The sequence below is a fragment of the Photobacterium sp. DNB23_23_1 genome (assembly GCF_052873815.1).
Genome location: NZ_JBNNXT010000008.1, coordinates 71,595 through 98,186, shown reverse-complemented (window position 1 = coordinate 98,186; position 26,592 = coordinate 71,595). Strand labels below are relative to the sequence as shown.

Annotated in this window: 26 protein-coding genes and 1 tRNA gene; 20 read left to right on the top strand and 7 right to left on the bottom strand. The window is 48.4% G+C overall.

Features of this window, described 5'->3' with window-relative positions; translation table 11 throughout:
• Positions 1–17: 17 nt before the first annotated feature.
• From ACVA53_RS07505 to ACVA53_RS07490, 4 genes are all read right to left on the bottom strand, one after another.
• Positions 18–785 carry an ATP-dependent zinc protease family protein gene (locus ACVA53_RS07505; RefSeq protein ID WP_446504821.1) on the bottom strand — a complete coding sequence of 256 codons (768 nt, stop codon included), beginning with the start codon at positions 783–785 and terminating at the stop codon, positions 18–20.
• A gap of 86 nt (positions 786–871) precedes the next feature.
• Positions 872–1,846, bottom strand: coding sequence for a tRNA 5-methoxyuridine(34)/uridine 5-oxyacetic acid(34) synthase CmoB (gene cmoB / locus ACVA53_RS07500; RefSeq protein ID WP_255040093.1), 975 nt, complete (start codon positions 1,844–1,846; stop codon positions 872–874).
• A 15-nt stretch (positions 1,847–1,861) separates the two neighbouring features.
• Positions 1,862–2,590 (bottom strand): carboxy-S-adenosyl-L-methionine synthase CmoA, encoded by a 729-nt coding sequence (gene cmoA, locus ACVA53_RS07495; protein ID WP_255040092.1) that lies wholly within the window; start codon positions 2,588–2,590, stop codon positions 1,862–1,864.
• 222 nt (positions 2,591–2,812) lie between these two features.
• Entirely contained in the window at positions 2,813–3,697 is an 885-nt protein-coding gene (locus ACVA53_RS07490; RefSeq protein WP_446504820.1) for a DUF72 domain-containing protein, read from the bottom strand.
• 417 nt (positions 3,698–4,114) lie between these two features.
• On the opposite strand from ACVA53_RS07490, the gene aspS reads away from it, so the two are divergent.
• The 19 genes from aspS (at position 4,115) to ACVA53_RS07395 (ending at position 22,789) form a co-directional block, all read left to right on the top strand.
• Positions 4,115–5,899: an aspartate--tRNA ligase gene (aspS, locus tag ACVA53_RS07485; RefSeq protein ID WP_255040090.1), complete on the top strand. Its 1,785-nt coding sequence runs from the start codon at positions 4,115–4,117 to the stop codon at positions 5,897–5,899.
• Positions 5,900–6,106: 207 nt separating this feature from the next.
• On the top strand, positions 6,107–6,850 hold the full coding sequence (locus ACVA53_RS07480) for a YebC/PmpR family DNA-binding transcriptional regulator (protein WP_255040089.1): 744 nt from the start codon (positions 6,107–6,109) through the stop codon (positions 6,848–6,850).
• Between the two features lie 12 nt (positions 6,851–6,862).
• Positions 6,863–7,384 carry a crossover junction endodeoxyribonuclease RuvC gene (gene ruvC / locus ACVA53_RS07475; protein ID WP_107350185.1) on the top strand — a complete coding sequence of 174 codons (522 nt, stop codon included), beginning with the start codon at positions 6,863–6,865 and terminating at the stop codon, positions 7,382–7,384.
• A 243-nt stretch (positions 7,385–7,627) separates the two neighbouring features.
• Complete coding sequence (locus ACVA53_RS07470) at positions 7,628–9,091, top strand: methyl-accepting chemotaxis protein (RefSeq protein WP_446504819.1); 1,464 nt, start codon at positions 7,628–7,630, stop codon at positions 9,089–9,091.
• A 105-nt stretch (positions 9,092–9,196) separates the two neighbouring features.
• The gene (gene ruvA, locus ACVA53_RS07465; protein ID WP_255040088.1) at positions 9,197–9,820 is read left to right on the top strand and encodes a Holliday junction branch migration protein RuvA; all 624 of its coding nucleotides are present in this window, start codon (positions 9,197–9,199) and stop codon (positions 9,818–9,820) included.
• Between the two features lie 48 nt (positions 9,821–9,868).
• Positions 9,869–10,885, top strand: coding sequence for a Holliday junction branch migration DNA helicase RuvB (gene ruvB, locus ACVA53_RS07460; protein WP_255040087.1), 1,017 nt, complete (start codon positions 9,869–9,871; stop codon positions 10,883–10,885).
• 1,004 nt (positions 10,886–11,889) lie between these two features.
• Complete coding sequence (gene cydA, locus ACVA53_RS07455; RefSeq protein WP_255040086.1) at positions 11,890–13,476, top strand: cytochrome ubiquinol oxidase subunit I; 1,587 nt, start codon at positions 11,890–11,892, stop codon at positions 13,474–13,476.
• Between the two features lie 17 nt (positions 13,477–13,493).
• Complete coding sequence (gene cydB / locus ACVA53_RS07450) at positions 13,494–14,630, top strand: cytochrome d ubiquinol oxidase subunit II (protein WP_255040085.1); 1,137 nt, start codon at positions 13,494–13,496, stop codon at positions 14,628–14,630.
• A gap of 11 nt (positions 14,631–14,641) precedes the next feature.
• Positions 14,642–14,755, top strand: a complete 114-nt coding sequence (gene cydX, locus ACVA53_RS07445) for a cytochrome bd-I oxidase subunit CydX (protein WP_044622852.1) — start codon at positions 14,642–14,644, stop codon at positions 14,753–14,755.
• Positions 14,748–15,050 carry a cyd operon protein YbgE gene (ybgE, locus tag ACVA53_RS07440; protein ID WP_446504818.1) on the top strand — a complete coding sequence of 101 codons (303 nt, stop codon included), beginning with the start codon at positions 14,748–14,750 and terminating at the stop codon, positions 15,048–15,050. The genes cydX and ybgE overlap by 8 nt, the downstream gene beginning before the upstream one ends.
• A gap of 275 nt (positions 15,051–15,325) precedes the next feature.
• Positions 15,326–15,733, top strand: coding sequence for a tol-pal system-associated acyl-CoA thioesterase (gene ybgC, locus ACVA53_RS07435; protein WP_255040083.1), 408 nt, complete (start codon positions 15,326–15,328; stop codon positions 15,731–15,733).
• Positions 15,730–16,416, top strand: a complete 687-nt coding sequence (gene tolQ, locus ACVA53_RS07430) for a protein TolQ (RefSeq protein WP_255040082.1) — start codon at positions 15,730–15,732, stop codon at positions 16,414–16,416. Before ybgC ends, tolQ begins: the two co-directional genes overlap by 4 nt.
• A 5-nt stretch (positions 16,417–16,421) precedes the next feature.
• Positions 16,422–16,868, top strand: a complete 447-nt coding sequence (gene tolR / locus ACVA53_RS07425; RefSeq protein WP_446504817.1) for a protein TolR — start codon at positions 16,422–16,424, stop codon at positions 16,866–16,868.
• 13 nt (positions 16,869–16,881) lie between these two features.
• Complete coding sequence (gene tolA / locus ACVA53_RS07420; protein WP_446504816.1) at positions 16,882–17,946, top strand: cell envelope integrity protein TolA; 1,065 nt, start codon at positions 16,882–16,884, stop codon at positions 17,944–17,946.
• Positions 17,947–17,956: 10 nt separating this feature from the next.
• Positions 17,957–19,306, top strand: coding sequence for a Tol-Pal system beta propeller repeat protein TolB (tolB, locus tag ACVA53_RS07415; protein ID WP_255040079.1), 1,350 nt, complete (start codon positions 17,957–17,959; stop codon positions 19,304–19,306).
• A gap of 35 nt (positions 19,307–19,341) precedes the next feature.
• Positions 19,342–19,872 (top strand): peptidoglycan-associated lipoprotein Pal, encoded by a 531-nt coding sequence (gene pal, locus ACVA53_RS07410; protein ID WP_255040078.1) that lies wholly within the window; start codon positions 19,342–19,344, stop codon positions 19,870–19,872.
• Between the two features lie 19 nt (positions 19,873–19,891).
• Complete coding sequence (gene ybgF, locus ACVA53_RS07405; protein WP_255040077.1) at positions 19,892–20,638, top strand: tol-pal system protein YbgF; 747 nt, start codon at positions 19,892–19,894, stop codon at positions 20,636–20,638.
• A 120-nt stretch (positions 20,639–20,758) separates the two neighbouring features.
• Positions 20,759–21,820, top strand: coding sequence for a quinolinate synthase NadA (gene nadA, locus ACVA53_RS07400; protein WP_255040076.1), 1,062 nt, complete (start codon positions 20,759–20,761; stop codon positions 21,818–21,820).
• Positions 21,821–21,925: 105 nt separating this feature from the next.
• Complete coding sequence (locus ACVA53_RS07395; RefSeq protein WP_255040075.1) at positions 21,926–22,789, top strand: bile acid:sodium symporter family protein; 864 nt, start codon at positions 21,926–21,928, stop codon at positions 22,787–22,789.
• Positions 22,790–22,856: 67 nt separating this feature from the next.
• On the opposite strand, the gene ACVA53_RS07390 is transcribed toward ACVA53_RS07395, so the two are convergent.
• Positions 22,857–23,444, bottom strand: coding sequence for a UPF0149 family protein (locus ACVA53_RS07390; RefSeq protein WP_255040074.1), 588 nt, complete (start codon positions 23,442–23,444; stop codon positions 22,857–22,859).
• A 244-nt stretch (positions 23,445–23,688) separates the two neighbouring features.
• Here ACVA53_RS07390 and ACVA53_RS07385 point away from each other — a divergent pair.
• Positions 23,689–23,776: transfer RNA gene (locus ACVA53_RS07385), tRNA-Ser, on the top strand.
• A 146-nt stretch (positions 23,777–23,922) separates the two neighbouring features.
• On the opposite strand, the gene dsbB is transcribed toward ACVA53_RS07385, so the two are convergent.
• The gene (gene dsbB, locus ACVA53_RS07380; protein ID WP_255040062.1) at positions 23,923–24,441 is read right to left on the bottom strand and encodes a disulfide bond formation protein DsbB; all 519 of its coding nucleotides are present in this window, start codon (positions 24,439–24,441) and stop codon (positions 23,923–23,925) included.
• Between the two features lie 240 nt (positions 24,442–24,681).
• Complete coding sequence (nhaB, locus tag ACVA53_RS07375; RefSeq protein ID WP_446504815.1) at positions 24,682–26,274, bottom strand: Na(+)/H(+) antiporter NhaB; 1,593 nt, start codon at positions 26,272–26,274, stop codon at positions 24,682–24,684.
• Positions 26,275–26,592 lie beyond the last annotated feature (318 nt).

Below are 26,592 nucleotides of genomic sequence, written 5' to 3'. Positions count from 1 at the left end.
GTCCTCATCATTTGTTATTAGTTTTGTTGTAGTTGTTGCTCATTCATTCCCTGAACAAAATTTTTACCTACGTCAACAAGCGCTATGTCTTTGAAAAATTCTCGCCCTAATAATACTGGATAGGTCATTTGTGTGCGATCTGCCAATGTAAATTGTGCTTTTTCATGAAGCTGACCGAGTTTTACCCACGCTTCGATCACCGGACGACGGTTTGCGCCGTTAGCACTGGCTTGGCGGATCTTCACCCAGCGAACGACCGGAGCCTCAAAAATATCAGCCTCACTCGGGTTTTCATCCGAGGTATGGTTCATATTGAAACGTGCCCATTCTTTACCGTCGCGCTCAAAAATTTGGACGTTGGTCGCGCTGACCGATGAGGTCGTTGCTCCCGTATCAATACGGGCTTTATAAAAGCTCTGGGTCGCATCCAGCCACACCCATTCTTCTTCACCCAGGATAACTTTGCCGTGAGCAATACGTGGATCGTTGTCGACAATAGCAGGAATTGGTGTTTCTTCCTCTTCCTCTTCAGTGAAGGTAAGTAAAGTTGAATCCGTGTAGCGTTGGCTCATATCTTCCGACAAGGTAGATATTTGCTTGTCTAGCTTATCAATATTAGCGTTTTGGTCATCAATTTGTTTGATCATGGTTGCAAGCTGGAAATTGACACGATCTTCCATGATGTTAATTGCTTGCATAGTTTGCTCTTGGTCTTGTTGTGGCTGGGTAAGGCTACAACCAGAAAGGACAGCAAAGGTCAGTAATGGTACAAAGCGGCGAAGCATTTTATCTCCCGGAGGTACTTCTTTTTTCTTAGGCGGCAGTATTTTAGCGTAGAAAAGGGGATGCGAACAGCACCCCTTGTCAGTAGTTAGTCAGGATTTCGTGCAATTAGCACGGCACGCTTCGGTGCAGGATAACCTTCGACTGTTTTTGATGGATCGTTAGGGTCAAGGTATTCCGGTAGCGAATTGTTGGTCATCCAATCTGTTGAACGCTGTTCGTCGGTGGTTGTTACGCACTCATCAACGATTCTCACATCAACAAGGCCACATTTCTCCATCCACACTTTTAATGCTTTGGCCGATGGGAAGAAGTAGACATTGTGCATCTGGGCGTAGCGGTGGGTTGGCACTAACACATCGTTTTCGTCACCATCGATGACGAGGGTCTCAAGGATAAGCTCACCGTCTTTACGCAGTTGGTTCTTCAGCTGAATGATATGATCCAATGGCGAACGGCGGTGGTAAAGCACACCCATAGAAAAAACGGTATCAAAGGCTTTGAGCTCAGGCAGTTGTTCAATACCCAGTGGCAGCAAGTAGGCACGCTCGTCCATGCCCATCAGGCGCTTGATAGCCTCGAACTGAATAAGGAATAGATTCGATGGGTCGATACCAACGGTCAGCTTGGCTTCTTCACCCAGCATGCGCCACATGTGATAGCCATTACCACAACCGACATCCAAGACCGTGCGGCCTTTAAGCGGAGAGATATGTGGCAGGACACGATCCCACTTCCAATCTGAGCGCCACTCGGTATCGATATCGATGCCGTGCATCTGATATGGGCCTTTTCGCCATGGGTGTAGCAAGCGTAGCAAGCTTTCAAGGCGTTTTTGCTCGCCGTCAGCAATACCGTCTTCATTGCGGACACTGACCGCATTTTTCAGGTCGATGATATCCGGCATGTCGGTTGGAAATTTCTTCAGAGCACGCATCCAGCGAGCCATGTCACCATGGGCTTGCTCTTCCCAGTCGCTCAGTTGTTTTGGCAGGGTGTTTAGCCATGGGCGCAGTGTTTCATGCTGGGCAAGGAGCTGGTAAAACTCAGCAAAAGTAAACATAGACAATAGAAACCTTTATTTAATGGCGAACATCGAGCCAAAATTGAAACATTGGAACCAAACTTCTGAGCTTGTGAAGCCAATCTTTTCAAAGCGTTGCTTGTGGGTATCAATGCTGTCTGGCAACATGACGTTCTCAATGGCACTGCGTTTTTGGCTGATTTCCAGCTCGCTGTAGCCATTGGCACGCTTGAAGTCGTGATGCAGGTCGATAAGCAGCTCGTGGGCACGCTCATCGTCGAAGATGTATTTTTCCGACAGGATCAATATGCCCCCAGGGCGCAGGCCGGCATAAATTTTTTCAAGCAGCGTTTGGCGATCCTCTGGAACTAGAAACTGAAGGGTGAAGTTCAGTACTACGACAGAAGCATCGTTGATATCGATGTTGCGGATATCCGCTTCTACCACTTGGACCGGGGTGTCGGAGCGGTAGGCGTTAATATGCAGACGGCAACGTTCAACCATGGCGCTGGAATTATCAACAGCGATGATTTCACAACCTTCTTGCTGGATATGGCGACGCATTGACAAGGTTGCCGCTCCCAGCGAGCAGCCCAAGTCGTACACTTTCGAATGCGGCTTGGCGAAACGCTCAGCCAGCATACCAATGGCTGAAATGATGTTGCTGTAACCCGGCACCGAGCGCTGGATCATATCCGGGAAAACTTCAGCGACGCGTTCGTCAAACGTAAAATCACCGATTTTATCTATCGGTGCCGAAAAAATATTGTCGTGACCGGCCATCTTCACGAACCTCATCTATACAAAAAAACAGAAATCCCAAATGATAAGTATGAACTTTTTCACGCCTTTGGCGCCAATCTACATACTGGGGTGATCCATCACCGCTGAAAGGTCGCGTATTGTAGTGAAAATGAGCGCATTTGTCTTTATTGATTTTCTCCGCTGTCCAGAGTTTTTTGAGCATTTGATTAGATAAACTGCAATGTTGGTTCGTTTATCGTCCTACAACAATGTTATCTGCGGATCCGGCTCTGCTTTTGGCAGATCCACATCCGGCAGTTTTGTATCGGCGGCCTTTTTCTGCAGCATGCGATACAGCCGGGTGGCCAACTCCGGTGCATGGTTGTTGTCCGGGGTGTGGATGAACAGGTAAGGCTGTTTGCCGTCGCGCAGCCACTGTGGTAGCCGGACTAGCCAGTTGGCAAAAAAAGCATCGTTGCTGACGTCATCGGGATGGCCGATAAAGCGGATCATCGGATAGTCAGCGGTTGCTATGGCATGCACCGGCACCTTGGGTTTGTGCTGGTGGGCATCGATCACCGCCTCAGTGGTCGGAGGCGCGGCAAAAACAGGTCGGCTATCCATGATGATACGATTAGCCCCATGTTCGACTAACAAGCGGTTGAGCTGCTTTTCTTCCTCGCCCTTGGCAAAAAAGGCCGGATGGCGTACTTCTACTCCGATGGGGTAATTGGCTGGTAACCGTTTGAGGAATTTTTCCAAGGCTGGCAGGGCGGCAGGGCCAAACTGGGCCGGTAGCTGGATTTTCCACAGGCCTATCTTGCCTTCAAGTGGTGCCATGGTGGTAAAGAAGTCAGCCAACAGTTGATCACAGTGTACCAGTTGGTTTTGGTGGGTGATGGCTTGGGGCAGCTTGAAGGTAAAGCGGAAGTCGTCTTCTGTGGCTTGATGCCATTTCTTTACCGTGGGGATCCCGGGTGTGGCATAGAAGGTGGTGTTACCCTCGACGGTGTGAAAAACCTCGGCATACTTAGCGAGTCGCTCACCTGCTTTGCAACCACTACCGTAAAGGCTCTGCTGCCAATGGTTGTGAGACCACATGGCAAGGCCGAGTCGAACAGGGAGGTTAACTTGAGTTAACGGCATAGCAAGGCTTCCAAAGTGAGAAGTAGCGCCCATTGTGCAAAGGCTTTTAGTGCTAGGTCAATCTTTTAGGTCACCGATAACCGGTTTTTCCTTGATCTTGTTAGCGACTTGTCCTTAAAGTGGTCTTTCGCCTTATTCCCCTCGTCTTTTCAAAATACAAAGTGCTATGCCTGAGAAGGGCTGCCAGCTCAATGGTTCGTTGTTGGGGCTGTTTGCCAATTAATTCTCGCTGATCATGTATGTTGAAGGCGCTTGGGTATATAATACGTCGTTATTTTTGTCTCTCGGCCCGACTTAGCGTCATTGTTGCGTGAAGTTTAATCAAATTGGCCGGGAAGGATTCAGCTTGTGTATGACGGGTTGCTTCGGGCTCCGTCATACGCACAGGAAAGTTAGTAAACAGATCGGGAATTTCATATGCGCACCCAATATTGTGGTCACCTGAACAAGTCCCTAGCAGGGCAAACAGTAGAGTTATGCGGCTGGGTTAACCGTCGCCGTGATTTAGGCGGTCTAATTTTCGTTGATATGCGAGACCGTGAAGGGATTGTTCAGGTAGTCGTTGATCCGGATATGAAAGAAGTATTCGAAGTCGCGAACCAGCTGCGCAACGAATTCTGTATTCGTTTTACTGGTGAAGTACGTGTTCGTCCGGAAAGCCAAGTAAACAAAGACATGGCGACTGGTGAAGTTGAAGTACTAGCAACGGGCCTTGAGATCATCAACCGCTCAGAAGCGCTTCCTTTAGATTTCAACCAAACGAACTCTGAAGAGCAACGCTTGAAGTATCGTTACATTGATCTTCGTCGTCCAGAAATGAGTGATCGCATCAAGCTACGTGCTAAAGCATCAAGCTTTGTGCGTCGTTTCCTTGATGACAACCTATTTCTGGATATCGAAACACCTGTACTGACTAAAGCGACACCGGAAGGTGCTCGTGACTACTTGGTACCGAGCCGTGTTCACAAAGGTAGCTTCTACGCACTGCCTCAGTCACCACAGCTATTCAAGCAGTTGTTAATGATGTCTGGTTTTGACCGTTACTACCAGATCGTTAAATGTTTCCGTGATGAAGACCTACGTGCTGACCGTCAGCCAGAGTTTACTCAAATCGATATCGAAACCTCTTTCCTAACTGCACCTGAAGTGCGTGAAGTGACTGAGCGTATGATCACTGAAATGTGGAAAGAACTACTAAACGTAGATCTTGGCGCATTCCCAATCATGAAGTTTGAAGAAGCGATGCGTCGTTTTGGTTCTGATAAGCCAGATCTACGTAACCCTCTAGAGCTTGTTGATGTTGCTGACATTCTGAAAGATGTTGAATTCAAAGTTTTCTCTGGCCCTGCGAATGATGAAAAAGGCCGTGTAGCGGTTATTCGCGTACCAGGTGGCGCTTCACTGTCTCGTAAGCAAATCGACGAATACACTAAGTTCGTAGGTATCTACGGTGCGAAAGGTTTAGCTTGGATGAAAGTGAATGACCGTGCAGCGGGCCTAGAAGGTGTTCAATCTCCTGTTGCTAAGTTCCTAAACGAAGACGTTGTTAACGCCATTCTTGATCGTACTGAAGCTGAAACGGGTGACATCATTCTATTCGGCGCTGATAGCAAGCGTGTTGTAACTGAAGCGATGGGCGCACTTCGCCTTAAACTCGGTGAAGACCTTGAATTGACTGATAAGTCAGCATGGAAACCACTATGGGTTATCGACTTCCCTATGTTTGAGGAAGACGACGAAGGTAACCTGCACGCGATGCACCACCCGTTCACATCACCGCTTGGCGTAAGCCCAGAAGAGCTTGCAGCTAACCCAGCAGCGGCTAACTCAAATGCTTACGATATGGTTATCAACGGCTACGAAGTCGGCGGTGGTTCTGTTCGTATCCACAATGCAGACATGCAATCAGCAGTATTTAGCATTCTAGGTATTGAAGCTGAAGAGCAAAAAGCGAAGTTCGGTTTCCTACTTGAAGCATTGAAGTACGGTACGCCACCACACGCAGGCCTTGCATTCGGTCTTGACCGTCTAGTTATGCTGCTATGTGGTACAGATAATATCCGTGATGTTATCGCGTTCCCTAAAACAACAGCGGCATCATGTCTACTGACAGATGCGCCAAGCCTGGCAAACCCAGCCGCGCTTGAAGAGCTGGCGATTGCGGTTAACTTGGCGAAGAAAGAAAACGCCGAGCAAGAATAAGCAATAAGCGAACAAAACAGACTGGCCGAAAGGCCAGTCTGTTTTTCTAACCTATATACCCAAGTGACTTCAAATTTAATGCTCAGCTGCACGCCGCTTGCTGAACTCGCTCTCCTGCTGAAGATGTTTTATTGAGGTTGCTTGGGTATATACCCCTACAGATTGTGAAACTTGGGCATAGATGCCTAATAGAATCCGGAGAATGAAATGGCTGGTCACAGTAAATTTGCCAATATCAAACACCGTAAAGCAGCACAGGATGCGAAACGCGGTAAAATTTTCACTAAGCTAATTCGCGAAATTGTTGTGGCTGCAAAAGAAGGCGGTGCCGAACCTGACAATAACCCACGCCTGCGTGCTGCTATCGATAAAGCGCTATCGAATAATATGACCCGCGATACTGTCAATCGCGCTGTTAGCCGTGGTGCCGGTGGCGAGGGGGAAGAAAATATGGAAACCGTGATCTATGAAGGTTACGGTCCTGCAGGTACCGCGGTGATGGTTGAGTGTATGACTGACAATCGCAACCGCACAGTATCTGGTGTACGCCATGCTTTCTCAAAGGCGAACGGTAACTTAGGTACTGATGGCAGTGTGAGCTATCTGTTTGATAAGAAAGGTGTGATTTCTTACCCAGCAGGTTTAGATGAAGATGCGGTTATGGAAGCGGCGCTGGAAGGCGGTGCTGACGATGTTGAAACCAATGACGATGGGTCAATCGACGTGTTTACGACGCCGGCTGAATTTGGTTCGGTAAAAGATGCGTTGGATACTGCGGGTTTTGAAGCGCAGAATGCAGAAGTGACGTTAGTGCCTTCAACCAAAGCTGAACTGGATGCAGACACGGCACCTAAACTGCTTCGCCTGATTGATGCACTGGAAGATTTGGACGATGTTCAGGAAGTTTACCATAACGGTGAAATTTCTGATGAGGTTGCGGCGCAGCTGTAACGCCTGAAGACTATGTCTATTATTTTAGGGATTGACCCCGGCTCAAGGATCACCGGGTACGGTGTGATCCGCCAAGTTGGGCGACATCTTGAATACCTCGGTAGTGGCTGTATTCGCACTTCTGTTGAGGATATCCCGGGTCGCCTCAAGCAAATCTATGCTGGAGTGAGTGAAGTCATTACCCAATTTCAGCCTGATGCCTTTGCCATCGAAGAAGTCTTCATGGGTAAAAATGCCAGCTCAGCGCTCAAGTTGGGACAAGCCCGTGGCAGTGCTATTGTCGCCGCAGTGAATGCCGATTTGCCGGTCAGTGAATACGCAGCTCGTTTGATTAAGCAGGCCGTCGTTGGAACCGGTGGGGCAGACAAAGCACAGGTCCAGCATATGGTTTGCTCGGTACTCAAGCTGCCGGGTAAACCCCAGGCTGATGCCGCCGATGCATTGGCGGTGGCGATCTGTCATGCCCATACACATAAAACACTGATCGCCATGGCTGGCCAAGCTCGTGGAGCTCGCCGTGGACGCTATCGATAACCACCAAAAATACAAAGCGTTATCTTATTATTGTCATTACTTGCATAATGAGTGTTTGATCAAAAAAGCAGCCTTTGGCTGCTTTTTTATTATGTAACGATATTGTTTATTGGCATATATTGGTCAGAGGTCATATGACCAAGTGATGGTGACTACTGCTGAGTAAATCCATAAAAACTCGAAACAATACCTGATAGCAATTACCTGATAACAATAATCCAAACAGAATAAGGAACGGATTCCATGACGCCATTGGCACTTTGGCGAGCGCTGTTTATGCCAACCACGATAAGTTGGCAGGGCGAGGACGCGCGCTACGTCGATACCTTTTTGTTTTTTACACTAACGTCTTTCTTTGTTGGGCTATATAGCCTGTTCAAGTGGTATGAACATGACCACAGCGGACTGGTCATGACGTCTATTTTGCTGGTGGGCCTAGAGTGCCTAGCGGGTGTGATTTTTCGGCTTAGCAAGCAGGCCGACGCTGCCTTGAACATCGGCTTTCTAGGTATGGTGATCCACGCCGTCAATATCATTTACCAAACTGGCGGTATTGCAGAATCAACCCAGGCCTTCTGGTTACCGTTGTTGATTGTGGCTTTTTATCTATCGGCAAGACTGTACACGGCAACAACGTGGTCATTACTGGTGGTGTTGGTGTCCGGCTGGATGGTGAATAGCCACCTATCGGGCCAGGTTTTCCCTAACGTGGAACTCAGTCCAACGTCTCTTGCTATTGAGGCCTGGTCTGGTTTCTTAATGCCATTGGTCGTGATTGTCGTTGCCCAAGCGTGGGTTTCACGGCAAAGGCAAGTGGCAATTGAGCAAGCAGAGTTAGCCTATAAGGCGAGCGAGGCTATCGCGGAACAAGCCAAGCAGGGGGAAAGCCAGTTATCTGATGTGTTGGAGAAAGCCAGCGGCAATGCTGAGTCCTTAACCCAAGTTTCGGGTGTGATTGAGCAGCAATCATCAGCGCTGCACCGGCAGGTGGGCACCTTGAATATCAACTGTGAGTCGCAAGCCAGTGCTGCAGAGCAAATGAGTGAGCAAGTGAAGCACCTCACCCAAGGGATGGAAGCGTCTGATCAATTTGTGACTGAGCTGAAGCAGCGTAGCGATATCATATACCGTCAAGCCGAAACCAGTTCCGAATCCCTTCAAGCTTCCAAAGTGGCCATCGCTCGGATCCAGAGTAGCAATGATGAGATCATGTCGGTGGCGGATGTGATCACTTCCGTAGCCGAGCAAACCAATTTGTTGGCATTGAATGCAGCGATTGAAGCGGCACGGGCCGGTGAGCAGGGCAGGGGATTCGCCGTTGTGGCTGATCAGGTCCGCGAGCTTTCGGCTAAAAGTAACAGTTCGGCAGTGGATATCCGTGCCTTGTTGGAGCGAAGCCGTCGAGAGGTATCGCAAGGGCAGGCCGTTATTGAAAGCAGCACATCAGAGCTGGGTGGGATCATCGAGCAAGTCACCAGTGTCTCGGTAGACGTTACCCAGTTGGCTGAAACCATTAGCCAGCAAGTTGAAGCGCTCAGGGAGCTGACTTCCGCCAGCCAGGCTGTCGCCAGCAGTGTGGTCGAAACTAATCAGGTTTCTGATGCTGTTGCCTCCCAAGGCGCATTACTTGCCGAACAGGTTGAACGACTTAATACATTGGCAGAGAGCCTTAATCAGGTCGTCGGGGGCCGCCAGCAAATGGCATAGTCGACGACTGTTGGTCATGACTAGGAATGAAAAAAGAGCTGGATATACATCCAGCTCTTTACTATCCTAGAGCCAATTTTGTGGATTGAGAAAAGAGATCTTGCTGTGATTGGCCGACTACGTGGAATCATCATTGAAAAACAACCACCTGAAGTATTGCTTGAGGTGAACGGCATGGGCTATGAAGTTCAGATGCCGATGAGCTGCTTTTACGAGCTGCCGGAAGTTGGCCAGGAAGCGATTATCTCGACCCACTTTGTGGTACGTGAAGATGCTCAGTTGCTTTATGGCTTCAACAAAAAAAGCGAGCGTGATCTGTTCCGCGAAGTGATCAAAGCCAATGGTGTTGGCCCCAAATTGGGTTTGGCTATCCTATCGGCAATGACGGCGAGCCAGTTTGTCTTGAGTGTTGAAAACGAAGACGTTACGACGTTGGTGAAAATTCCGGGAGTGGGTAAGAAGACTGCCGAGCGCTTGGTCGTTGAAATGAAAGACCGTCTCAAAGGTTGGGGTGAGGGCGATCTGTTTACGCCTGCACTTGATACGGCGGCATCGAACGCACCAATACAAGATACGACATCACAGGCACGAGCCGAAGATGAAGCGGTCAGTGCTCTGGTTGCACTGGGTTACAAACCTCAGCAAGCCTCGAAAGTGGTTGCGCAGGTTGCCCAGCCGGAGATGACCAGCGAAATGATCATTCGTGACGCCCTGCGTTCAATGGTGTAACTCGTGGTTGCCCGTTTAGTTTTAGGTTTCGCTATTTAGGTAAGCTTGATGATAGAAGCAGACAGATTGGTCGCTAATGATTTCCCCACTACGCGCGAAGAAGACATTGTCGATCGCGCGATCCGTCCTAAGTTGCTCGAAGACTACAAGGGGCAGGATCATGTTCGTGGTCAGATGGAGATCTTCATTCAGGCTGCCAAGCTACGTGATGAAGCCTTGGATCATTTATTGATTTTTGGCCCTCCGGGTTTGGGTAAAACCACCTTGGCCAACATTGTTGCTAACGAGATGGGCGTGAGTATCCGTACCACGTCAGGCCCGGTGTTGGAAAAAGCCGGTGATCTGGCGGCGTTGTTGACCAACCTTGAAGAAAATGATGTGTTGTTCATTGATGAGATCCATCGCCTTAGCCCGCAGGTAGAAGAAGTGTTATATCCGGCGATGGAAGATTATCAGTTGGATATTATGATCGGTGAAGGCCCGGCAGCGCGCTCAATTAAGATTGATCTGCCACCGTTTACTTTGATTGGTGCGACAACCCGTGCTGGCTCACTGACATCGCCGCTTCGAGACCGTTTTGGTATTACTCAGCGTCTTGAATACTATAAGGTGGAAGATCTGAAAGGGATTGTTCAGCGTAGTGCCAATTGCCTAGATTTGTCGCTTGAAGAAGCTGGCGCGATGGAAGTGGCAATGCGTGCCCGTGGAACACCCCGGATCGCTAACCGTTTGTTGCGTCGGGTACGTGACTATGCCGAAGTGAAAGGCAATGGCCATATTTGTCCTGATGTTGCCGCCAAAGCTCTGGATATGCTGGATGTCGACAGCAGTGGTTTTGATTATATGGACCGCAAGTTGTTGATGGCGATTATCGATAAGTTTATGGGGGGGCCGGTTGGCTTGGACAACCTTGCGGCGGCCATTGGTGAGGAGCGCGATACCATCGAAGATGTGCTTGAGCCATACCTTATCCAGCAAGGCTTCTTGCAACGCACGCCGCGTGGTCGGATTGCCACCCACCGTGCCTACCTGCATTTCGGGTTTGATGTGCCGGAAACTAAATAGATCTATTTATAAGATTTATTGTTATCAAAAACGAGGCTATATGGCCTCGTTTTTGTTTTTTTAACACTTAGCAGCGCTGGTTTTTGTTTGGATTATGTTTTTATTGTCACAGCTCCACAACAAGCTAAACGGCTGCCGAAGGATTCAAGTGATAATGCATTTAATCGCCAACAGGGCGATTGCTTGCTTTGTGAGCGCTTTTTAGCAGCTGCTTTTGTACATTTCAGCAAAGCTTGGTTGATAAAGTGCAACGATTTTTTCAAATAAACGAGCCATATCTACTTCCTCAATCTAAATTTACGTGGTTGGGGAAACAGCCTGTAGCCCGCCCAAAATTGGAATTTTGGCCTCTGGGCGGCCTTATCTGCTTCTGGAGCTGATTATAGGTATTTTCCATAGTTCAAAAAGCGAATTAAATTCACTATTCAGATTATTAAATCTAATCCTAGTTTGTATTTGTTGGTGACTGTACCTATCTATAAATAGGTGGTTGATGATGATTTGTGCGGGTTATTCAATCTTTTTGTTTTCATTTAATGCTCTTTTTTTCTAAGGGTAATTGGCCGGAATATGAATGGATAAAACAGAATGTTAAGTCGCATTAATAGGGCTATTGATGATTTAAAACACCGACGTTTTATTCTCTTACTGCCAGCAGCCTAAATGGCTTGCAATAACTTGATCTAGGTCAAGCAAGGTGGTGGTGGTTAATAAGTGAACAGGGTTTATTGATATTTATCAAAGCAAATTGTGCAATTAATCCATTGAGCCTGAGAGCGAATGTCAGTAATATTAGCAATGACTTTATTAGCTGTAGCTTAACAACAAATTAACCAATTTGGTACAGCGTTGCAACATATCAAGGATGCCGTTGATAACAATAAAGATGGCAACCAGGAAGGTGAAAAAATTGCGACGACGTTTGGCTACATTTTGCTAAGCCCAACCATAAGTGCACTGTGTTGTACTGTCGTCAGTCAGCCTGGCGAAAGAAGGAGTTCTCAATGTTCACTGATATCGTCGAACTATCGCGGTTACAGTTCGCATTAACTGCGATGTATCACTTTTTGTTCGTCCCACTGACTCTAGGTATGGCTTTCTTGCTCGCCATCATGGAGTCGGTTTACGTAATGACCGGAAAGCAAATCTACAAGGACATGACTAAGTTCTGGGGTAAGCTTTTTGCCATTAACTTTGCCCTTGGTGTTTCCACGGGTCTTACCATGGAGTTCCAGTTCGGTACTAACTGGGCATATTATTCCCACTACGTAGGTGATATTTTCGGTGCGCCGCTGGCTATCGAAGCGCTTATCGCTTTCTTCCTTGAATCTACCCTAGTTGGCCTGTTCTTCTTTGGTTGGGATCGTCTATCCAAGCGTCAGCACCTTACTGTTACTTGGCTCGTTGCTCTTGGCTCTAACTTCTCGGCGCTATGGATTCTTGTTGCAAACGGCTGGATGCAGAACCCTGTCGGTGCAGAGTTCAACTTCGAAACCATGCGTATGGAAATGGTAAGCTTTGCTGAAGTGGTACTTAACCCGGTTGCACAGGTGAAATTCGTTCACACTGTTGCGTCTGGCTACGTAACCGGTGCGATGTTCGTTCTTGCTATCAGTTCTTACTATCTGCTTAAAGGTCGTGATATTGCCTTCGCTCGCCGTTCATTTGCGATTGCTGCAGCATTCGGCATGGCATCAATCCTATCCGTTATCGTATTGGGCGATGAATCAGGCTATGAGCTTGGTGACGTTCAGAAAACCAAGCTAGCAGCGATTGAAGCTGAATGGCACACAGAAGAAGCGCCTGCTGCCTTCACGCTATTTGGTATTCCAAATCAGGAAACCATGGAAACGGATTATGCGATCAAGATCCCTTACTTAATGGGTATTATCGCAACACGTTCTATCGATACGGAAGTAACCGGTCTGCGTGATTTGAAAGATGAACACGAAGTCCGTATCCGTAACGGTATGGTGGCTTACGGCCTGCTGGAAAAATTACGTGCCGGTGATAAGACACCAGAAAACATCGCAGCATTTGATGAAGTTAAACATGACCTTGGCTATGGCTACCTGGTTAAGCCTTATGCTGACAATGTTGTTGATGCGACAGATGAAGACATTGCACGTGCTGCAGATGACTCTATCCCGACGGTGTGGCCGTTATTCTGGAGCTTCCGTATTATGGTGGGTTGTGGCTTCTTGATGCTGGGTATTATCGGTGCAGCGTTCGTGCAGTCTTGCCGTCACAAGATCACTGACAATAAATGGGTACTGAAAGCCGCGCTTTACGGTCTTCCATTGCCTTGGATTGCAATTGAAGCGGGTTGGTTCGTTGCCGAGTATGGTCGTCAACCATGGGCGGTAGGTGAGATCCTGCCGGTGTCGATGGCTGTGTCAAATTTGGCACCTTCTGACATCATTACTTCTTTGCTGGCAATTATTGCACTGTATACAGTGTTCCTGATTGCTGAATTGTACCTGATGATCAAGTTTGCTCGTCTAGGTCCTAGCAGCTTGAAAACAGGCCGCTACCACTTTGAAACTAATGATGCACCGCAGAATGTGGTATCGCGTCAGGTTGAAGCATAATCAGGGAGAGTTGAGCAATGTTTGAATATGAAGTATTGCGATTTATCTGGTGGGCGTTGATCGGTGTGCTATGCATCGGTTTCGCTGTCACAGATGGTTTTGACATGGGTGTCGGTGTGCTGTCCCGTATTATCGGAAAGACAGACAGCGAACGCCGAGTAATGATTAACTCGATAGCTCCTCACTGGGACGGTAACCAGGTTTGGTTGATCACCGCAGGTGGTGCACTGTTTGCGGCATGGCCTTTAGTATACGCAACTGCGTTCTCTGGCTTTTATTTTGCCATGATCATTACACTGGCGGCACTTTGGCTTCGTCCGATCGGTTTTGACTACCGTTCAAAAATTGAAGATCCAAAATGGCGTGAAGCATGGGATAAAGCCATCTTCGTCGGTAGCTTCGTTCCGCCTGTTATTTTCGGTGTGGCGTTTGGTAATCTGATGCAAGGTGTTCCATTCGAGCTGAACGAGTTCATGATTCCGACTTATAAAGGATCGTTCTTTGGCCTGCTGAACCCGTTTGCTTTGCTATGCGGTATCGTGAGCATTCTGATGATCACAACCCAAGGTGCGGCATACCTGCAGATGAAAACAACCGATGCTATCCGTGAGCGTGCACGCCGTGTTGCGATGCGAACCTCAGTAGGAACTGCAGTGTGCTTTGCAATTGCAGGCCTTTGGGCACAGAGCCTTGAAGGGTATGTGATCACATCTGAAATTATTAAAGATGCACCATCAAATCCGCTGACGAAAGAGGTTGTTCGCCAGACCGGTGCGCTGTTTAATAACTTCGATGCGTATCCGCTACTATGGATTGCACCGCTATTGGCTGTTGCTATGCCTGTATTTACCGTGCTTTGCTCTCGTGCAAACCGTGGTGCGCTGGCGTTTATTACCTCAAGCCTGACCATGGCGGGTGTTATCTTGACTGCTGGTTTTGCTCTATTCCCGTTCATCATGCCATCAAGCCTGATCCCTGCTCATAGCTTGACGATGTGGGATGCGACGTCATCAGAACTGACGCTGAACATCATGACTGGTGTAGCGGTGGTGATGGTTCCAATTATCCTGGCGTACACCTCTTGGTGTTACTACAAGATGTTTGGCCGTCTTGATACTAAATATATTGAAGAGAACAAGAACTCACTGTACTAAGGAGACAGACTATGTGGTATTTCGCTTGGATCCTGGGTGTGCTTCTTGCTTGCTCATTCGGTATTATCAACGCGCTGTGGCTTGAAGCGACAGAAAATATGGATAAAGAGGATATTGGTGAGTAACCTCGATCACTGGGTGAAGGGTGTCCACCAGTGGGTAGATTTTGGTCTATTGCGCATAGTGGCGCTGCTGATGTCATTGGCATCAGCAGGACTGGTGGTGTGGGAACCCACACTCTTTGCCCAGGCGATTGGCGGATTCGGACCGATGATCTCGCCAGCCCTGATATGGGCAACGTGTGCCGCAATGATCTTCGGCGTTGGTTTTGTTCCGCGCCGTTGGTACTGGCAGGTGTTTTTCACCCCGTACATCTCGTTGCCAATATTGGCTTATATTTTGTTTCTGCGTTTAGCGTAGCGAAGTGATTTCAAACTGCTCACGCTGATACAAAAATATACAATTGAAACAGCCCATTGCAATTGAGTAATGGGCTGTTTTTTTATATCCGGATAAAATACAACCAGGTAACGTATTGGTAACGGATGATAAGTAGTGACAAGGTCATCAAAAAGTAAAACTCCGTGTGTTTACTAGCAATGCATGATTCCAATCAGGTAGCCAAGTTAGGTATAGTAAGCGATTGAGTAAAAGCCTAAATACATTGGCACACGAACACCATGGTTGGAATGATAATGACCGAAGAGCACCCATTTGAATGGCCTATTAGGGTTTACTACGAAGATACGGACGTAGGTGGCTTGGTTTATCATGCTAACTATATTAAGTTTTTTGAGCGGGCGAGGACGGAACTCTTCCGCCACTTCGGTGTCAGTCTTAACGACTTGTTCGCCGATAAAGTCAGTTTTGTTGTCCGCCATATGGAGGTTGACTACCTCAAAGGTGCCACATTGGATGAGCAACTTGTTGTGCGGACCTGGCCTAATACTATACGCCGGGCATCTATCGAATTTTGTCAGGTTTTAGTTAACAATAACGGGCAAACCTTGTGTAGAGCATCGATTCAGGTAGCCTGTGTCCACCCCGATACGTTGAAACCTATCAAGATCCCAGAGCATATTTTATCGGAGATAACGAAGTGACTGCTGAACTATCGATTTTAGACCTTTTCCTACAGGCGAGCCTGCTGGGTAAGGTTGTTGTACTCATTTTGATGGGTATGTCTGTCACGTCTTGGGCAATGATCATCAAACGATCCCAAGTTTTGTCGCAGGCAAAGAACCATGTTGAGCGATTTGAAGACCGTTTTTGGTCTGGTGTTGATTTGTCGCAGCTTTACCAAGAAGTAGAAGCGCGAAAAGAGAACCTAACTGGCACCGAACAGATTTTCCATGCTGGTTTTAAAGAGTTCGCCCGTTTGCACCGCAGCAATGGCAAGGCGCCAGAAGCGGTGATGGACGGGGCTGGCCGTGCGATGCGCGTAGCATTATCACGTGAAGTAGAAGAGCTCGAAACCAACCTACCTTTCCTCGCTACTGTCGGCTCTATCAGCCCGTATATCGGCTTGTTCGGTACGGTATGGGGGATCATGCACGCTTTTATTGCCCTAGGAGCAGTGAAGCAGGCGACCCTTGCAATGGTTGCCCCTGGTATTGCTGAATCATTGATTGCGACGGCTATCGGCCTGTTTGCGGCGATTCCCGCGGTAATGTTCTTCAATAAGCTGACCAATCAGGTCTCTAAGCTTGAGCATTCTTACGCGACCTTTATGGAAGAATTTTCTAGCATCTTGCACCGCCAGGCATTTGCTGCTCACCAGGAGTAAATAGCATGGCTTATCAACTGAAGAAGCGTAAAGTTACGTGCGAGATCAATGTTGTACCTTATATCGACGTGATGTTCGTACTGTTGATCATCTTTATGGTGACGGCGCCATTTATCACCCAAGGTGTTGATGTTGACTTACCGAGTACCACGACCGCCAAAACAGCGGCCGAGTTAGTTGGCGAGAACAACGAAAAGCCACCGATTATTGTCGAGGTCAGCCAAGATGGCCACCTCGGCATTAGTGTGGATGACAACGAAATGCAGCGTGGGCTTGGCCTTAATGACCTGCTAACTCGAGTGCGTGCTGAGTTACAGCTGAATCCAGAGTCAGCGGTACTGGTGGGCGGCGATGCTCGAGCACCCTATGCCTATATCATCGAAACCCTCGATGCCCTTAATCAAGCTGGTGTTGGGTCGGTAGGCCTGATGACCGAGCCATTAGAGCAATAAGTAGGTAGGCAGGATGAAAAAGAAAGATTACAGTGCTGCCTTCATTATTTCGTTACTTATGCATGGTTCACTGGTCGTGATGTTGTTGTGGGGATCGGATTTCGTCATGACAAAACCCAAGCCGTCGGGCAACATCGTTCAGGCGGTGGTGGTCGATCCGGCGTTGGTGAACCAGCAGGCGCAACGTATTCGCCAGCAACGTGAAGCGGCCAAAGTCGCCGAACAAGACAGGTTGAAGCGTTTAGAGCAACAAGCTGATGCATTGGAAAAAATGCGTCAGGAAGAAGAGCAGCGTTTGCGTCAGCTCAAGGCGGACAAACTCAAAGCCGAGAAAGAAGCGCGTGATGCCGAGCAGGAGCGCAAGCGAGTGGCGGCTGAACGGACTAAGGTGGCAGAAGAGAAGCGCAAAGCTGATGAGGCGGCACGTGTGGCCCGAGAACAAGCGGCCAAGGCAGAGGCTGACCGTAAGGTGAAGCAGGAAGCGGCGCGTAAAGCCGAACAAGAGCGCCAGCGTCAGGTCGCTGAACAACGCAAAGCTGAGGAAGCAAAACGTCAAGCCGAAGACGCGAAACGTCAAGCTGAAGCGGCAGCCGCGAAAGCAGAAGCCGAACGCCAGGCCCAAGTAGCAGCTAAGAAGAAAGCGGAAGAAGAAGCTCGCCAGGCAGAGGCAGCCCGTGAGGAAGCCGAGCGCAAGGCGGCAGAAGCCCGTGAAACTCAACGCCAGCAGGAAGCGGCATTAAACGATATGTTTGCCGGCCTTGAAGCCGAATCTGAGCTGCGTGGCGGTGCCCGCGGCCAGTTTGTGGCTGATGAAAGAGATCGCTACGGCGCTATCTATAGACAGATGATCCAGCAGAACTTGTTGGTTGAACAGAGTTTTATCGGCAAGGAGTGTGTGATCCGCATGCGCTTGTCGAGCAATGGCTTGGTTCTTGATGCGTCGGAAGATAGCGGTGACAGTGCACTTTGCCGAGCGGCAAAAGCCGCGGTGGTTAAGGTTAGTCAGTTCCCTATGCCAGAAGACCAGGCGGTTGTAGAGCAACTGCGTAACATCAGACTAACAGTAAGCCCGCAATAAGGAAGGAGTAATGATGAAACGTTGGTTATTGGGTTTATGCGTGGCGTTGCTGAGTTTCAGCCAAATCGCCCAAGCAGAGCTGGAATTGGTGATAACGGAAGGGGTGGACTCAGCCCGTCCGATTGGCGTCGTTCCTTTCAAATGGGAAGGGGCAGGCAAAATGCCGACTGATATTTCAGCGGTTATTGCCTCTGATCTCCGTCGAAGCGGTAAGTTCTCGCCAGTGTCGACCAGTAACATGCCACAAACGCCTTCTAACGAAGAGCAGGTAGATTACAATGCCTGGACCTCTATGGGGGTTGATGCTTTGGTGACTGGTACTGTAACCATGAATGAGCAGGGCAATTATGTGATCAACTACCAGCTTATTGATGTGGTGCGCGGTCAGTTGACCAGCGGTCAGAGCCGCGGCTTGGAGAATGGCGAGCTGGTGTTAACCAAAGATCATCTTCTTTTAAATAATCGCGCCACAGTGAAAGAATCACGCCTTCGCCACTACGCTCACCGTATTTCAGATATTGTCTATGAAAAACTGACCGGCGAGAAAGGGGCTTTCCTTACCCGTATTGCTTACGTTGTGATTGATGATAAGGCCGAGTATCCGTACCAGCTCCGTGTTGCCGATTACGATGGCTTCAACGAACGTTTGGTACTGAAATCCCAGCAGCCTTTGATGTCTCCGTCATGGTCGCCAGATGGCAGCAAGCTGGCATATGTTAGCTTCGAGAACCAGCAGGCACAGATTTTCATTATGGATATCTACAAAGGTACCCGTGAAATGGTGACGTCATTCCCGCGTCATAATGGTAGTCCTCGTTTCTCGCCGGACGGCAAGAAACTGGCCATTGTTTTGTCGAAGAGCGGTAGCTTGCAGATCTACATTAAAGACCTAGAAACCAAGGAATTGAAGCAGATCACCCGTGGTCGGGCTAACAATACCGAAGCATTTTGGGATCCAAGCGGCGACTCTTTAATTTTTACCTCAGACAGAGGTGGTAACCCACAGATTTATAGAGTAAATTTAGCTGACGGTTCGACTAAGCGCCTGACTTGGCAAGGAAGTCAGAACCTCGGTGGTCAATTGACGCCTGATGGCCGCTACCTGGTGATGGTGAATAGGTCTGATTCTGGCTATAACATTGCTAAACAAGACTTAAAAACCAATGCTGTTCAGGTACTGACCAAGACATTTTTGGATGAATCACCAAGCATTGCACCGAATGGCGGCATGGTGATTTACAGCTCGGTTAATAACAAATCTAACGAGTTGTCATTAGTGTCGATTGATGGGCGTTTTAAGGCAAGATTACCTGCTACTAATGGGCGGGTGAGGGCTCCCGCCTGGGGACCTTTCCTCTAAGTTAGCGGCAACAAGCGATAAAAAAGGAAAATAAAATGCAACTGAACAAAGTTTTAAAGGGATTGGCAATTGCGCTGCCAATGTTCACTCTAGCGGCGTGTAGCTCTAGTGACAGCACTGATAGCTCTGCAGCTTCAGAAACTAACACCGGTTCAACGACAGAGCAATCGACTGTCGTAACATCGCCAGTTGAGCAAGAGCCAGTGCTTTCTGAGCAGGAACTACGCAGCCAGCAGCTACGTCAGGAACAAACTATTTACTTCAAGTTTGACAACGCTGAAATCCAGCCTGATTACCAAGATATGCTAACCGCTCACGCAGAGTACCTTCGCGATAACGCAGCAGTAAAAGTGATTGTTGAAGGTCACGCCGATGAGCGTGGTACACCTGAGTACAACATCGCCCTAGGTGAGCGTCGTGCTAACGCAGTTGCTAAGTACCTTCAGGCGCTAGGCGTATCTGCAAGCCAGATCTCAATTGTTAGCTACGGTGAGGAAAAGCCACTAGTCCTTGGCCATACTGAAGCTGACTACGCCAAGAACCGTCGTTCGGTTCTGGTTTACTAAGCCATAATAGGTAATTACGATGAACAGTAACACAATGCGAACGCTCGCATTAACGTTGCTGGTTGGTGCGGCGACCCAAGTGGTCGCCGCACCTGCTCCTGTTACTGAAATCAGTGGTAACAGTGCGCAGGGCGGTAGCCTGGAACGTCTGGAAAGGATGATTGAGGCACGCAACCAGGTGCAGTTGGATATGCAACGGCAACTGGATCAGCTGGCAACCGAAATGGATGAGCTGCGAGGGATCGTAGAAAAAAACAGCTATGATCTCAGCCAGATGCTTGAGCGTCAGCGCGAACTCTACCGAGAGGTTGACAGCCTTAATCGCCAGCCTCAGGCAAAGGCGACTGAAGAGCCAGCATCGGATAAAGCAAGTACTGAAGTTTACTCCAGTAATGTGGGCGAGAATGAAGCGTATGAATCCGCGGTTAACCTGATCCTAAAAGAGAAGGATTACTCCGGTGCGATTACTGCTTTTAAAGCGTTTTTGGTCACGTACCCTGAATCAAGCTACAAGCCTAATGCTCATTACTGGCTTGGCCAGCTCTACTTTACTCAAAACCAACTTTCTGAAGCGACAGAGCAATTCACCGCTGTTGCCAGTGTTGAGAAGTCTAACAAGCGTGCTGATGCATTGTTGAAGCTAGGTATTATTGCCGAGCGCAGCAAGAAGCCGGAAGACGCAAAGAAATACTACCAGCAAGTTATTTCGACCTACCCGAACTCAACCAGTTCGCGTCAGGCGAAAAGTAATCTCGATAAGCTGTAAGCGCTTGCTCGTATGTATTGAAAAAGGCCGGTTAACCGGCCTTTTTTGATCCATGATATTTGAACGTTTGCGGTGTATAATGCGCGGATTGTACATGGACAGCAATAGAGCAACCGAGCTATGAGTCTTACTTTTGATCCCTCTGAAATGGTCTATCCGTTTCCACCTAAGCCAACACCGCTAACTGCCGATGAGCAACAGGCGTACAAGGCAAAAATCAAGGCATTGCTAAAGGAAAAAGATGCAGTGCTGGTGGCCCACTATTATACCGATCCTGAAATTCAGGCACTGGCAGAAGAAACCGGAGGGTTCGTTGGTGACTCGCTGGAAATGGCCAAGTTCGGTAACCAGCACCCAGCTAAAACGCTTGTGATTTGTGGCGTACGCTTCATGGGTGAGTCGGCCAAGATCCTGACCCCAGAAAAACGCGTACTGATGCCGACACTGGAAGCTGAGTGTTCGCTTGACCTTGGTTGTCCGATTGATGAATTCAGCAAATTCTGTGATGACCACCCGGATCATACTGTAGTGGTTTACGCTAACACCTCTGCGGCGGTAAAAGCCCGTGCTGATTGGGTCGTGACCTCAAGTATCGCACTGGAAATCGTTGAACAGCTAGATAGCGAAGGCAAGAAAATCATTTGGGGACCGGACCGTCATCTAGGCGGTTATATCGCAAAAGAAACCGGTGCTGAAATGCTGCTGTGGCAAGGTGAATGTGTCGTACATGACGAGTTCTCGGCAAAAGCCTTGCGTGATATGAAGCACTTGTATCCTGAGGCTGCGATTCTGGTTCACCCAGAATCACCCGCCAGTGTGGTGGCTTTGGCTGATGCGGTCGGCTCAACCAGCCAGTTGATCAAGGCAGCCAAGTCTTTACCTCACCAGACGTTGATTGTCGCAACCGACAAAGGCATTTTCTTCAAGATGCAGCAGATGGTACCGGGTAAAGAACTTATCGAAGCACCGACAGCAGGCGCAGGTGCCACTTGTCGAAGCTGTGCCCATTGCCCGTGGATGGCAATGAACGGTCTCAAGGCGATTGAGCAGGGCTTGCGTGAAGGCGGTGAGCTGCACGAGATCTTTGTTGACGAGTCGCTACGCGAAAAATCGCTGATCCCACTTAACCGCATGTTGGACTTTGCAGCCCAACTGCAGGTTAATGTGAAGGGTAATGCGTAACAAACCATAAAGCGACAGATAAAAGAGCGGCCATTGGTCGCTCTTTTTCTATGTGCTACAACGCATATTGACGTAGACTCTACGTTTAAACATAGGAGGTTTTAAATGGGACTGACAATGCTCACTGTTGCTTTGCCCATTGCGCTGGCTTGGATGATGTACTGCGTTGGCCTGACGCTGTCTTTGGCTGACTTCAAGCGGGTTGGCCGTTATCCGCTATTTATTTTCTCCGGACTGGCTGCCCAGTTGGTTGGTTTGCCGCTGATTGCATTGGCCTTGATCCACTTTTTTGGATTGCCCGAGGTTGTAGCGGTTGGTCTCTGGCTCTTGGCGCTTGCACCGGGTGGGGCATCGTCCAATGTGATCACCCATCTGTCCGGCGGCAATGCCGCATTGTCTATTTCTATGACTGCAGTAAGCAGCCTGATCATACCTTTCAGTCTACCGTTACTGCTTCCTGTCGTTCTGAGTGACTCGCAGTTAGTGTTACCACTTAAAACGGCAATCTTACAGCTGATCATGGTGACTTTGGTGCCAGTCTCAATCGGTATGATCTGTCATCATGTTGGCCGTGGCAAATGGTTTGCGAGCTTTGCCAAGTGGGCTGGGCGCTCATCGATTTGGGTGCTGATGTTCACGGTTGCTATTACCTTAGCGGCGAATAGCCAGGTGTTCCAGCAGTTATTTTCCAGTGCCTCAATTGTTGCGATTGCCTTGTGCTTGCTGGGTATGACGCTTGGAATCATTGTCGCCCGTTTACTCAAAGGCGGAGAGGTGTTGACCAAGACATTGGCAATAGAAGTAGGGATCCAGAATGCGGGGACTGCGATTTTTGTTGCAGTGGTTCAGCTTGGGCAGCCTGAGTTGGCACTGACGCCATTATTGTATGGTGTGCTGATGAATATTCCGGTCGCAGTAATGATTTTCCGCCATCAGCGGGGGGCGTTGCGTTCGCTGTTTGCTCGCTAGCCAGGTTTTGCGGTAGTGAAAAAAGGCGGTAACTGAGTTACCGCCTTTTTAGTGAGTGTTTTTGCGACTAAGCGTCTTCTTCACCGTCGTTGACTAGTTGGTAGGCACGGATTGTTAGGCCACTTAGCATGGTTGGGACAGAAGCAAAGATTTCTTCGAACTGGGCAAGGCCGTCTGCACCTTCCTGGGAAAGAGCTTCCATCGCATTTTCTGGATCGTACAGCAGGCTGAAGCAAAGTAACACGCCGCCAAGCAGTGCATTGTTCTCGCTCTCTTCTGGCATGATAGTTTCCCAGTCATCACGAGATAGCTGCCAGCCTTGAAGTAGGCCTTCTGCAAATTCACGGGTATCGATAGATACCAGCTCTTTATCATCTAGCGAACAGCCTTGCGGCCAGTGCCAGCTGCCTTCTAGCAAGGCTTCACGGCTTTCGTTCCATAGGTCAATGATGGCATTAGCGTAGGTTTCTAGTTCTTCTTGGCTGTTAAAAGGAGACGTTTCCTCGCCACCCCACATGAAAGCCAGCCATTCGGATGGGTTGATCAGGTGCGGTGCCGCCGCCATTGCGGTAACAAAACCACGGGTCTGGGCTTCAGAAAGCAACTGTTGAGCCAGTTGTGGATTTTCCAGCAGTGTGCGTAAAGATGAAGACATAATTCGCTCTCGTAAATTTTTATCTGGATTGGTCCAACGCCACTTGCCGCTGGAAAAACACGATTTAGGTTTATACCATATAGTAACAGGGTAGTGACCAAGGTGGGACTGTTCACAGGTAAATCAAGATCTTTGCTGTAATTGTGAACACTTGATTGATTGTGCAGTGTTTTTTGTTGACCTTTACCACCCCAGCCACTATAGTGCGACTCTGTTAAGGCGACACGCCGAAACAGTACAATTTGGTGAGTTGTCCGAGTGGCTGAAGGAGCACGCCTGGAAAGTGTGTATACGGCAACGTATCGAGAGTTCGAATCTCTCACTCACCGCCACTTTTAGAAAAGCTGCATTCGAAAGAATGCGGCTTTTTGCTATTTGGCGAAAAAGAAAGTAAGCCCAACTGCGGTTTAGCTTTCAAGCCAAAGGAAAAAAAGGCCAGCGTATCGGTTGGGCATCGATTACTGGATGTACTTAATATTTAGTCTTTCTTGGTTCCAAGGATCTGCGCGACAACGATAATAGCAACAGCAACCAAGTTAGCAGCGAAGATAATTTCTAGCCACTGTGGCATTGAAAGGCCGAAGAATTGCCAAACAATCTTGCCGCAATCGCCTGAGGCTTCAAAGAACCACGGAACCCACTGGTTAAGCGGTGCCCATGCTGGGAAGTTTACGTCTAGCGCACAGGTGGCTGACCATGGGAATTCCGGAAACTGGTAGGAGACATGCTCTTGAGCCAGTGCAAGGCCTTGGTAAGAACTGTAAGCCCAACCTGCAAGTCCTGCCCAGCGAATAACATTGTTCTTTGGCGCGATCATTCCCAAAATTGCAGCAAAAGCTATCCCCATCATGGCAACGCGCTCATAAACACACATCACACATGGGTCGAGTTTCATTACATGCTGGAAGAACAGGGCACAGGCTTCAAAAAAGATAATGAAAGCCAGCAAGATAGCCCACGAAAGTCGACTCTTCGAAAAAGTATTTAGAAAATACATACGGGTTTCCTGGTTGAAAGGTTAACGGCTAAAGCGACTTGGTTTCGGTCATGCATTATCATCACGAGCAGATTTAGCACTTAACTGTTATTTGAGTATACAAAGATCAAATAAATATCAATTTCTGTTATATATTTGGCCTTAAGGGTAAATATTAGCACCAAATAATAACGAAAAATACAATAAAGCCCTGATGATTCAGGGCTTTAATACAGACAATCAGATGTTAGATAAATTCAATTAATGACCAACAACCGGGGCAATATGTGAACCGGCCTCCACTGTCGCCTGTGTGATCCAACCGAGATCATAGAACCACTGTGTCATAGGTACCAGAGTGAACTCGATACAGGCCAAGCCAACCAGTGATAGCACGATAGTGTATGGCAGTGCCATGTATACCATGCGGCCGTAGGATAGGCGGATTAGCGGAGCCAGTGCCGAGGTCAATGCGAACAGGAATGCAGCCTGACCGTTTGGCGTAGCAACAGATGGCAGGTTAGTACCGGTATTGATGGCTACAGCTAGCATGTCGAATTGCTCACGGGTAATAATACCGTCAATCAGTGCTGATTTAACTTCATTGATGTATACCGTACCGACGAAGACATTATCAGACACCATAGATAGCAGGCCATTGGCAATATAAAACATGGTCATCTGCATGCTGCCTTCAAGGCTCAGTACCATTTCAATGATAGGAGCGAACAGCTTCTGGTCGATGATCACCGCCACAATCGAGAAGAAGACGGCAAGCAGGGCGGTAAATGGCAGGGCTTCTTCGAACGCCTTACCTAATGCGTGCTCTTCGGTTATACCGGTGAACGAGGTTGCCAAAATAATTACGGTCAGACCGATCAGTCCAACTGCAGCTAAGTGCATAGCAAGGCCGACAATCAACCAAACCGCAATTACCACTTGGATGATCAGTTTGGCATAATCCAAGTTGGTACGGCGTTTACGCTCTTCGTTGTCGAAGTCAACCAAGATACGGCGGACATTTTCTGGCAGGCGAGCACCATAGCCGCAGATTTGGAATTTTTCGACCAATACACAGGTGACGATACCGCACAGAAATACGGGCAGAGTCACTGGTAACATGCGAATGATGAATTCACCGAACAGCCAACCGGCCTGATCGGCGATGATCAGGTTTTGCGGCTCACCCACCATGGTCATTACACCGCCAAGTGCAGTACCTATACCGGCGTGCATCAGCAGGCTGCGCAGGAAGGCACGGTAGTTTTCTAAGTCGTCACGGCTGACTTCAAGAATATTTGAATCTGACGTATGGTCGTGTGAGGAGTGGGGTTCCTGGCCAGAAGCGACCTTGTGGTAAATACTGTAGAAGCCAATAGTAACACTGATCACAACAGCAATGACTGTCAGCGCATCAAGGAAAGCTGACAGGAAAGCGGCCATCATGCAGAACGCCAGCGATAACAAGGTTTTGGAGTGGATGCCGATCAATATTTTGGTGAAGATATAAAGTAGCAGCTGCTTCATGAAGTAGATGCCAGCAACCATGAAGATCAGTAGCAACATCACTTCGATATTGGCAACCAATTCGTGCTTGACCATTTCAGGGCTGGTCATCCCGATAGCGACCGCCTCGATAGCGAGCAGGCCACCGGGTTGTAATGGGTAACATTTTAATGCCATTGCCAGGGTGAAGATGAACTCGATAACGAGTAGCCAGCCTGCAACGAAAGGGTCAATCAAAAAGAAAACAAAAGGATTAATGATCAGAAAAGCAATGATGGCGACCTTGTACCAGTCGGGTGCTTTACCGAGGAAGTTTTTTATAAAAGCGTTCCCTAGCGAAATTGCCATGTGTTCGAGTCTCTTGATATACGCAAATACTAATAATAAGCTGCGTTGCTATCTTGCCTTTGAAGTCCGAGAGAGGGTAACCATTATGTAATTGTTTTGGTTAATTTTTCTATAGAGACCCTCTAAGCTAAAAACCATTTCCTTGATGGTGTTTAACTTAAAGCAGGCAGCAGCATCCGTTCAGCTCCCAGAGTGAAAACGTGCTAACTCTACCGCGAGATCCGTCGCAGTCAAGTGCTTATAGATGAATTTATTTAAGATTGTGAAAATTCATCGCAAAAAAAGGCTTGTGTGTGTTTTTCTATGTCTCTGTGAAAT

What these genes read in the sequence shown, in the direction of transcription:
- ACVA53_RS07390 (WP_255040074.1), bottom strand. Translation starts at nt 23,444, where the DNA reads ATGTCTTCATCTTTACGCACACTGCTGGAAAATCCACAACTGGCTCAA.
- dsbB (WP_255040062.1), bottom strand. Translation starts at nt 24,441, where the DNA reads ATGTATTTTCTAAATACTTTTTCGAAGAGTCGACTTTCGTGGGCTATC.
- nadA (WP_255040076.1), top strand. Translation starts at nt 20,759, where the DNA reads ATGAGTCTTACTTTTGATCCCTCTGAAATGGTCTATCCGTTTCCACCT.
- ybgF (WP_255040077.1), top strand. Translation starts at nt 19,892, where the DNA reads ATGAACAGTAACACAATGCGAACGCTCGCATTAACGTTGCTGGTTGGT.
- cydX (WP_044622852.1), top strand. Translation starts at nt 14,642, where the DNA reads ATGTGGTATTTCGCTTGGATCCTGGGTGTGCTTCTTGCTTGCTCATTC.
- tolR (WP_446504817.1), top strand. Translation starts at nt 16,422, where the DNA reads ATGGCTTATCAACTGAAGAAGCGTAAAGTTACGTGCGAGATCAATGTT.
- tolB (WP_255040079.1), top strand. Translation starts at nt 17,957, where the DNA reads ATGATGAAACGTTGGTTATTGGGTTTATGCGTGGCGTTGCTGAGTTTC.
- aspS (WP_255040090.1), top strand. Translation starts at nt 4,115, where the DNA reads ATGCGCACCCAATATTGTGGTCACCTGAACAAGTCCCTAGCAGGGCAA.
- cydB (WP_255040085.1), top strand. Translation starts at nt 13,494, where the DNA reads ATGTTTGAATATGAAGTATTGCGATTTATCTGGTGGGCGTTGATCGGT.
- ruvB (WP_255040087.1), top strand. Translation starts at nt 9,869, where the DNA reads ATGATAGAAGCAGACAGATTGGTCGCTAATGATTTCCCCACTACGCGC.
- nhaB (WP_446504815.1), bottom strand. Translation starts at nt 26,274, where the DNA reads ATGGCAATTTCGCTAGGGAACGCTTTTATAAAAAACTTCCTCGGTAAA.
- cmoB (WP_255040093.1), bottom strand. Translation starts at nt 1,846, where the DNA reads ATGTTTACTTTTGCTGAGTTTTACCAGCTCCTTGCCCAGCATGAAACA.
- ruvC (WP_107350185.1), top strand. Translation starts at nt 6,863, where the DNA reads ATGTCTATTATTTTAGGGATTGACCCCGGCTCAAGGATCACCGGGTAC.
- ACVA53_RS07505 (WP_446504821.1), bottom strand. Translation starts at nt 785, where the DNA reads ATGCTTCGCCGCTTTGTACCATTACTGACCTTTGCTGTCCTTTCTGGT.
- ACVA53_RS07395 (WP_255040075.1), top strand. Translation starts at nt 21,926, where the DNA reads ATGGGACTGACAATGCTCACTGTTGCTTTGCCCATTGCGCTGGCTTGG.
- pal (WP_255040078.1), top strand. Translation starts at nt 19,342, where the DNA reads ATGCAACTGAACAAAGTTTTAAAGGGATTGGCAATTGCGCTGCCAATG.
- ACVA53_RS07490 (WP_446504820.1), bottom strand. Translation starts at nt 3,697, where the DNA reads ATGCCGTTAACTCAAGTTAACCTCCCTGTTCGACTCGGCCTTGCCATG.
- ybgC (WP_255040083.1), top strand. Translation starts at nt 15,326, where the DNA reads ATGACCGAAGAGCACCCATTTGAATGGCCTATTAGGGTTTACTACGAA.
- tolA (WP_446504816.1), top strand. Translation starts at nt 16,882, where the DNA reads ATGAAAAAGAAAGATTACAGTGCTGCCTTCATTATTTCGTTACTTATG.
- cydA (WP_255040086.1), top strand. Translation starts at nt 11,890, where the DNA reads ATGTTCACTGATATCGTCGAACTATCGCGGTTACAGTTCGCATTAACT.
- ACVA53_RS07480 (WP_255040089.1), top strand. Translation starts at nt 6,107, where the DNA reads ATGGCTGGTCACAGTAAATTTGCCAATATCAAACACCGTAAAGCAGCA.
- cmoA (WP_255040092.1), bottom strand. Translation starts at nt 2,590, where the DNA reads ATGGCCGGTCACGACAATATTTTTTCGGCACCGATAGATAAAATCGGT.
- ACVA53_RS07470 (WP_446504819.1), top strand. Translation starts at nt 7,628, where the DNA reads ATGACGCCATTGGCACTTTGGCGAGCGCTGTTTATGCCAACCACGATA.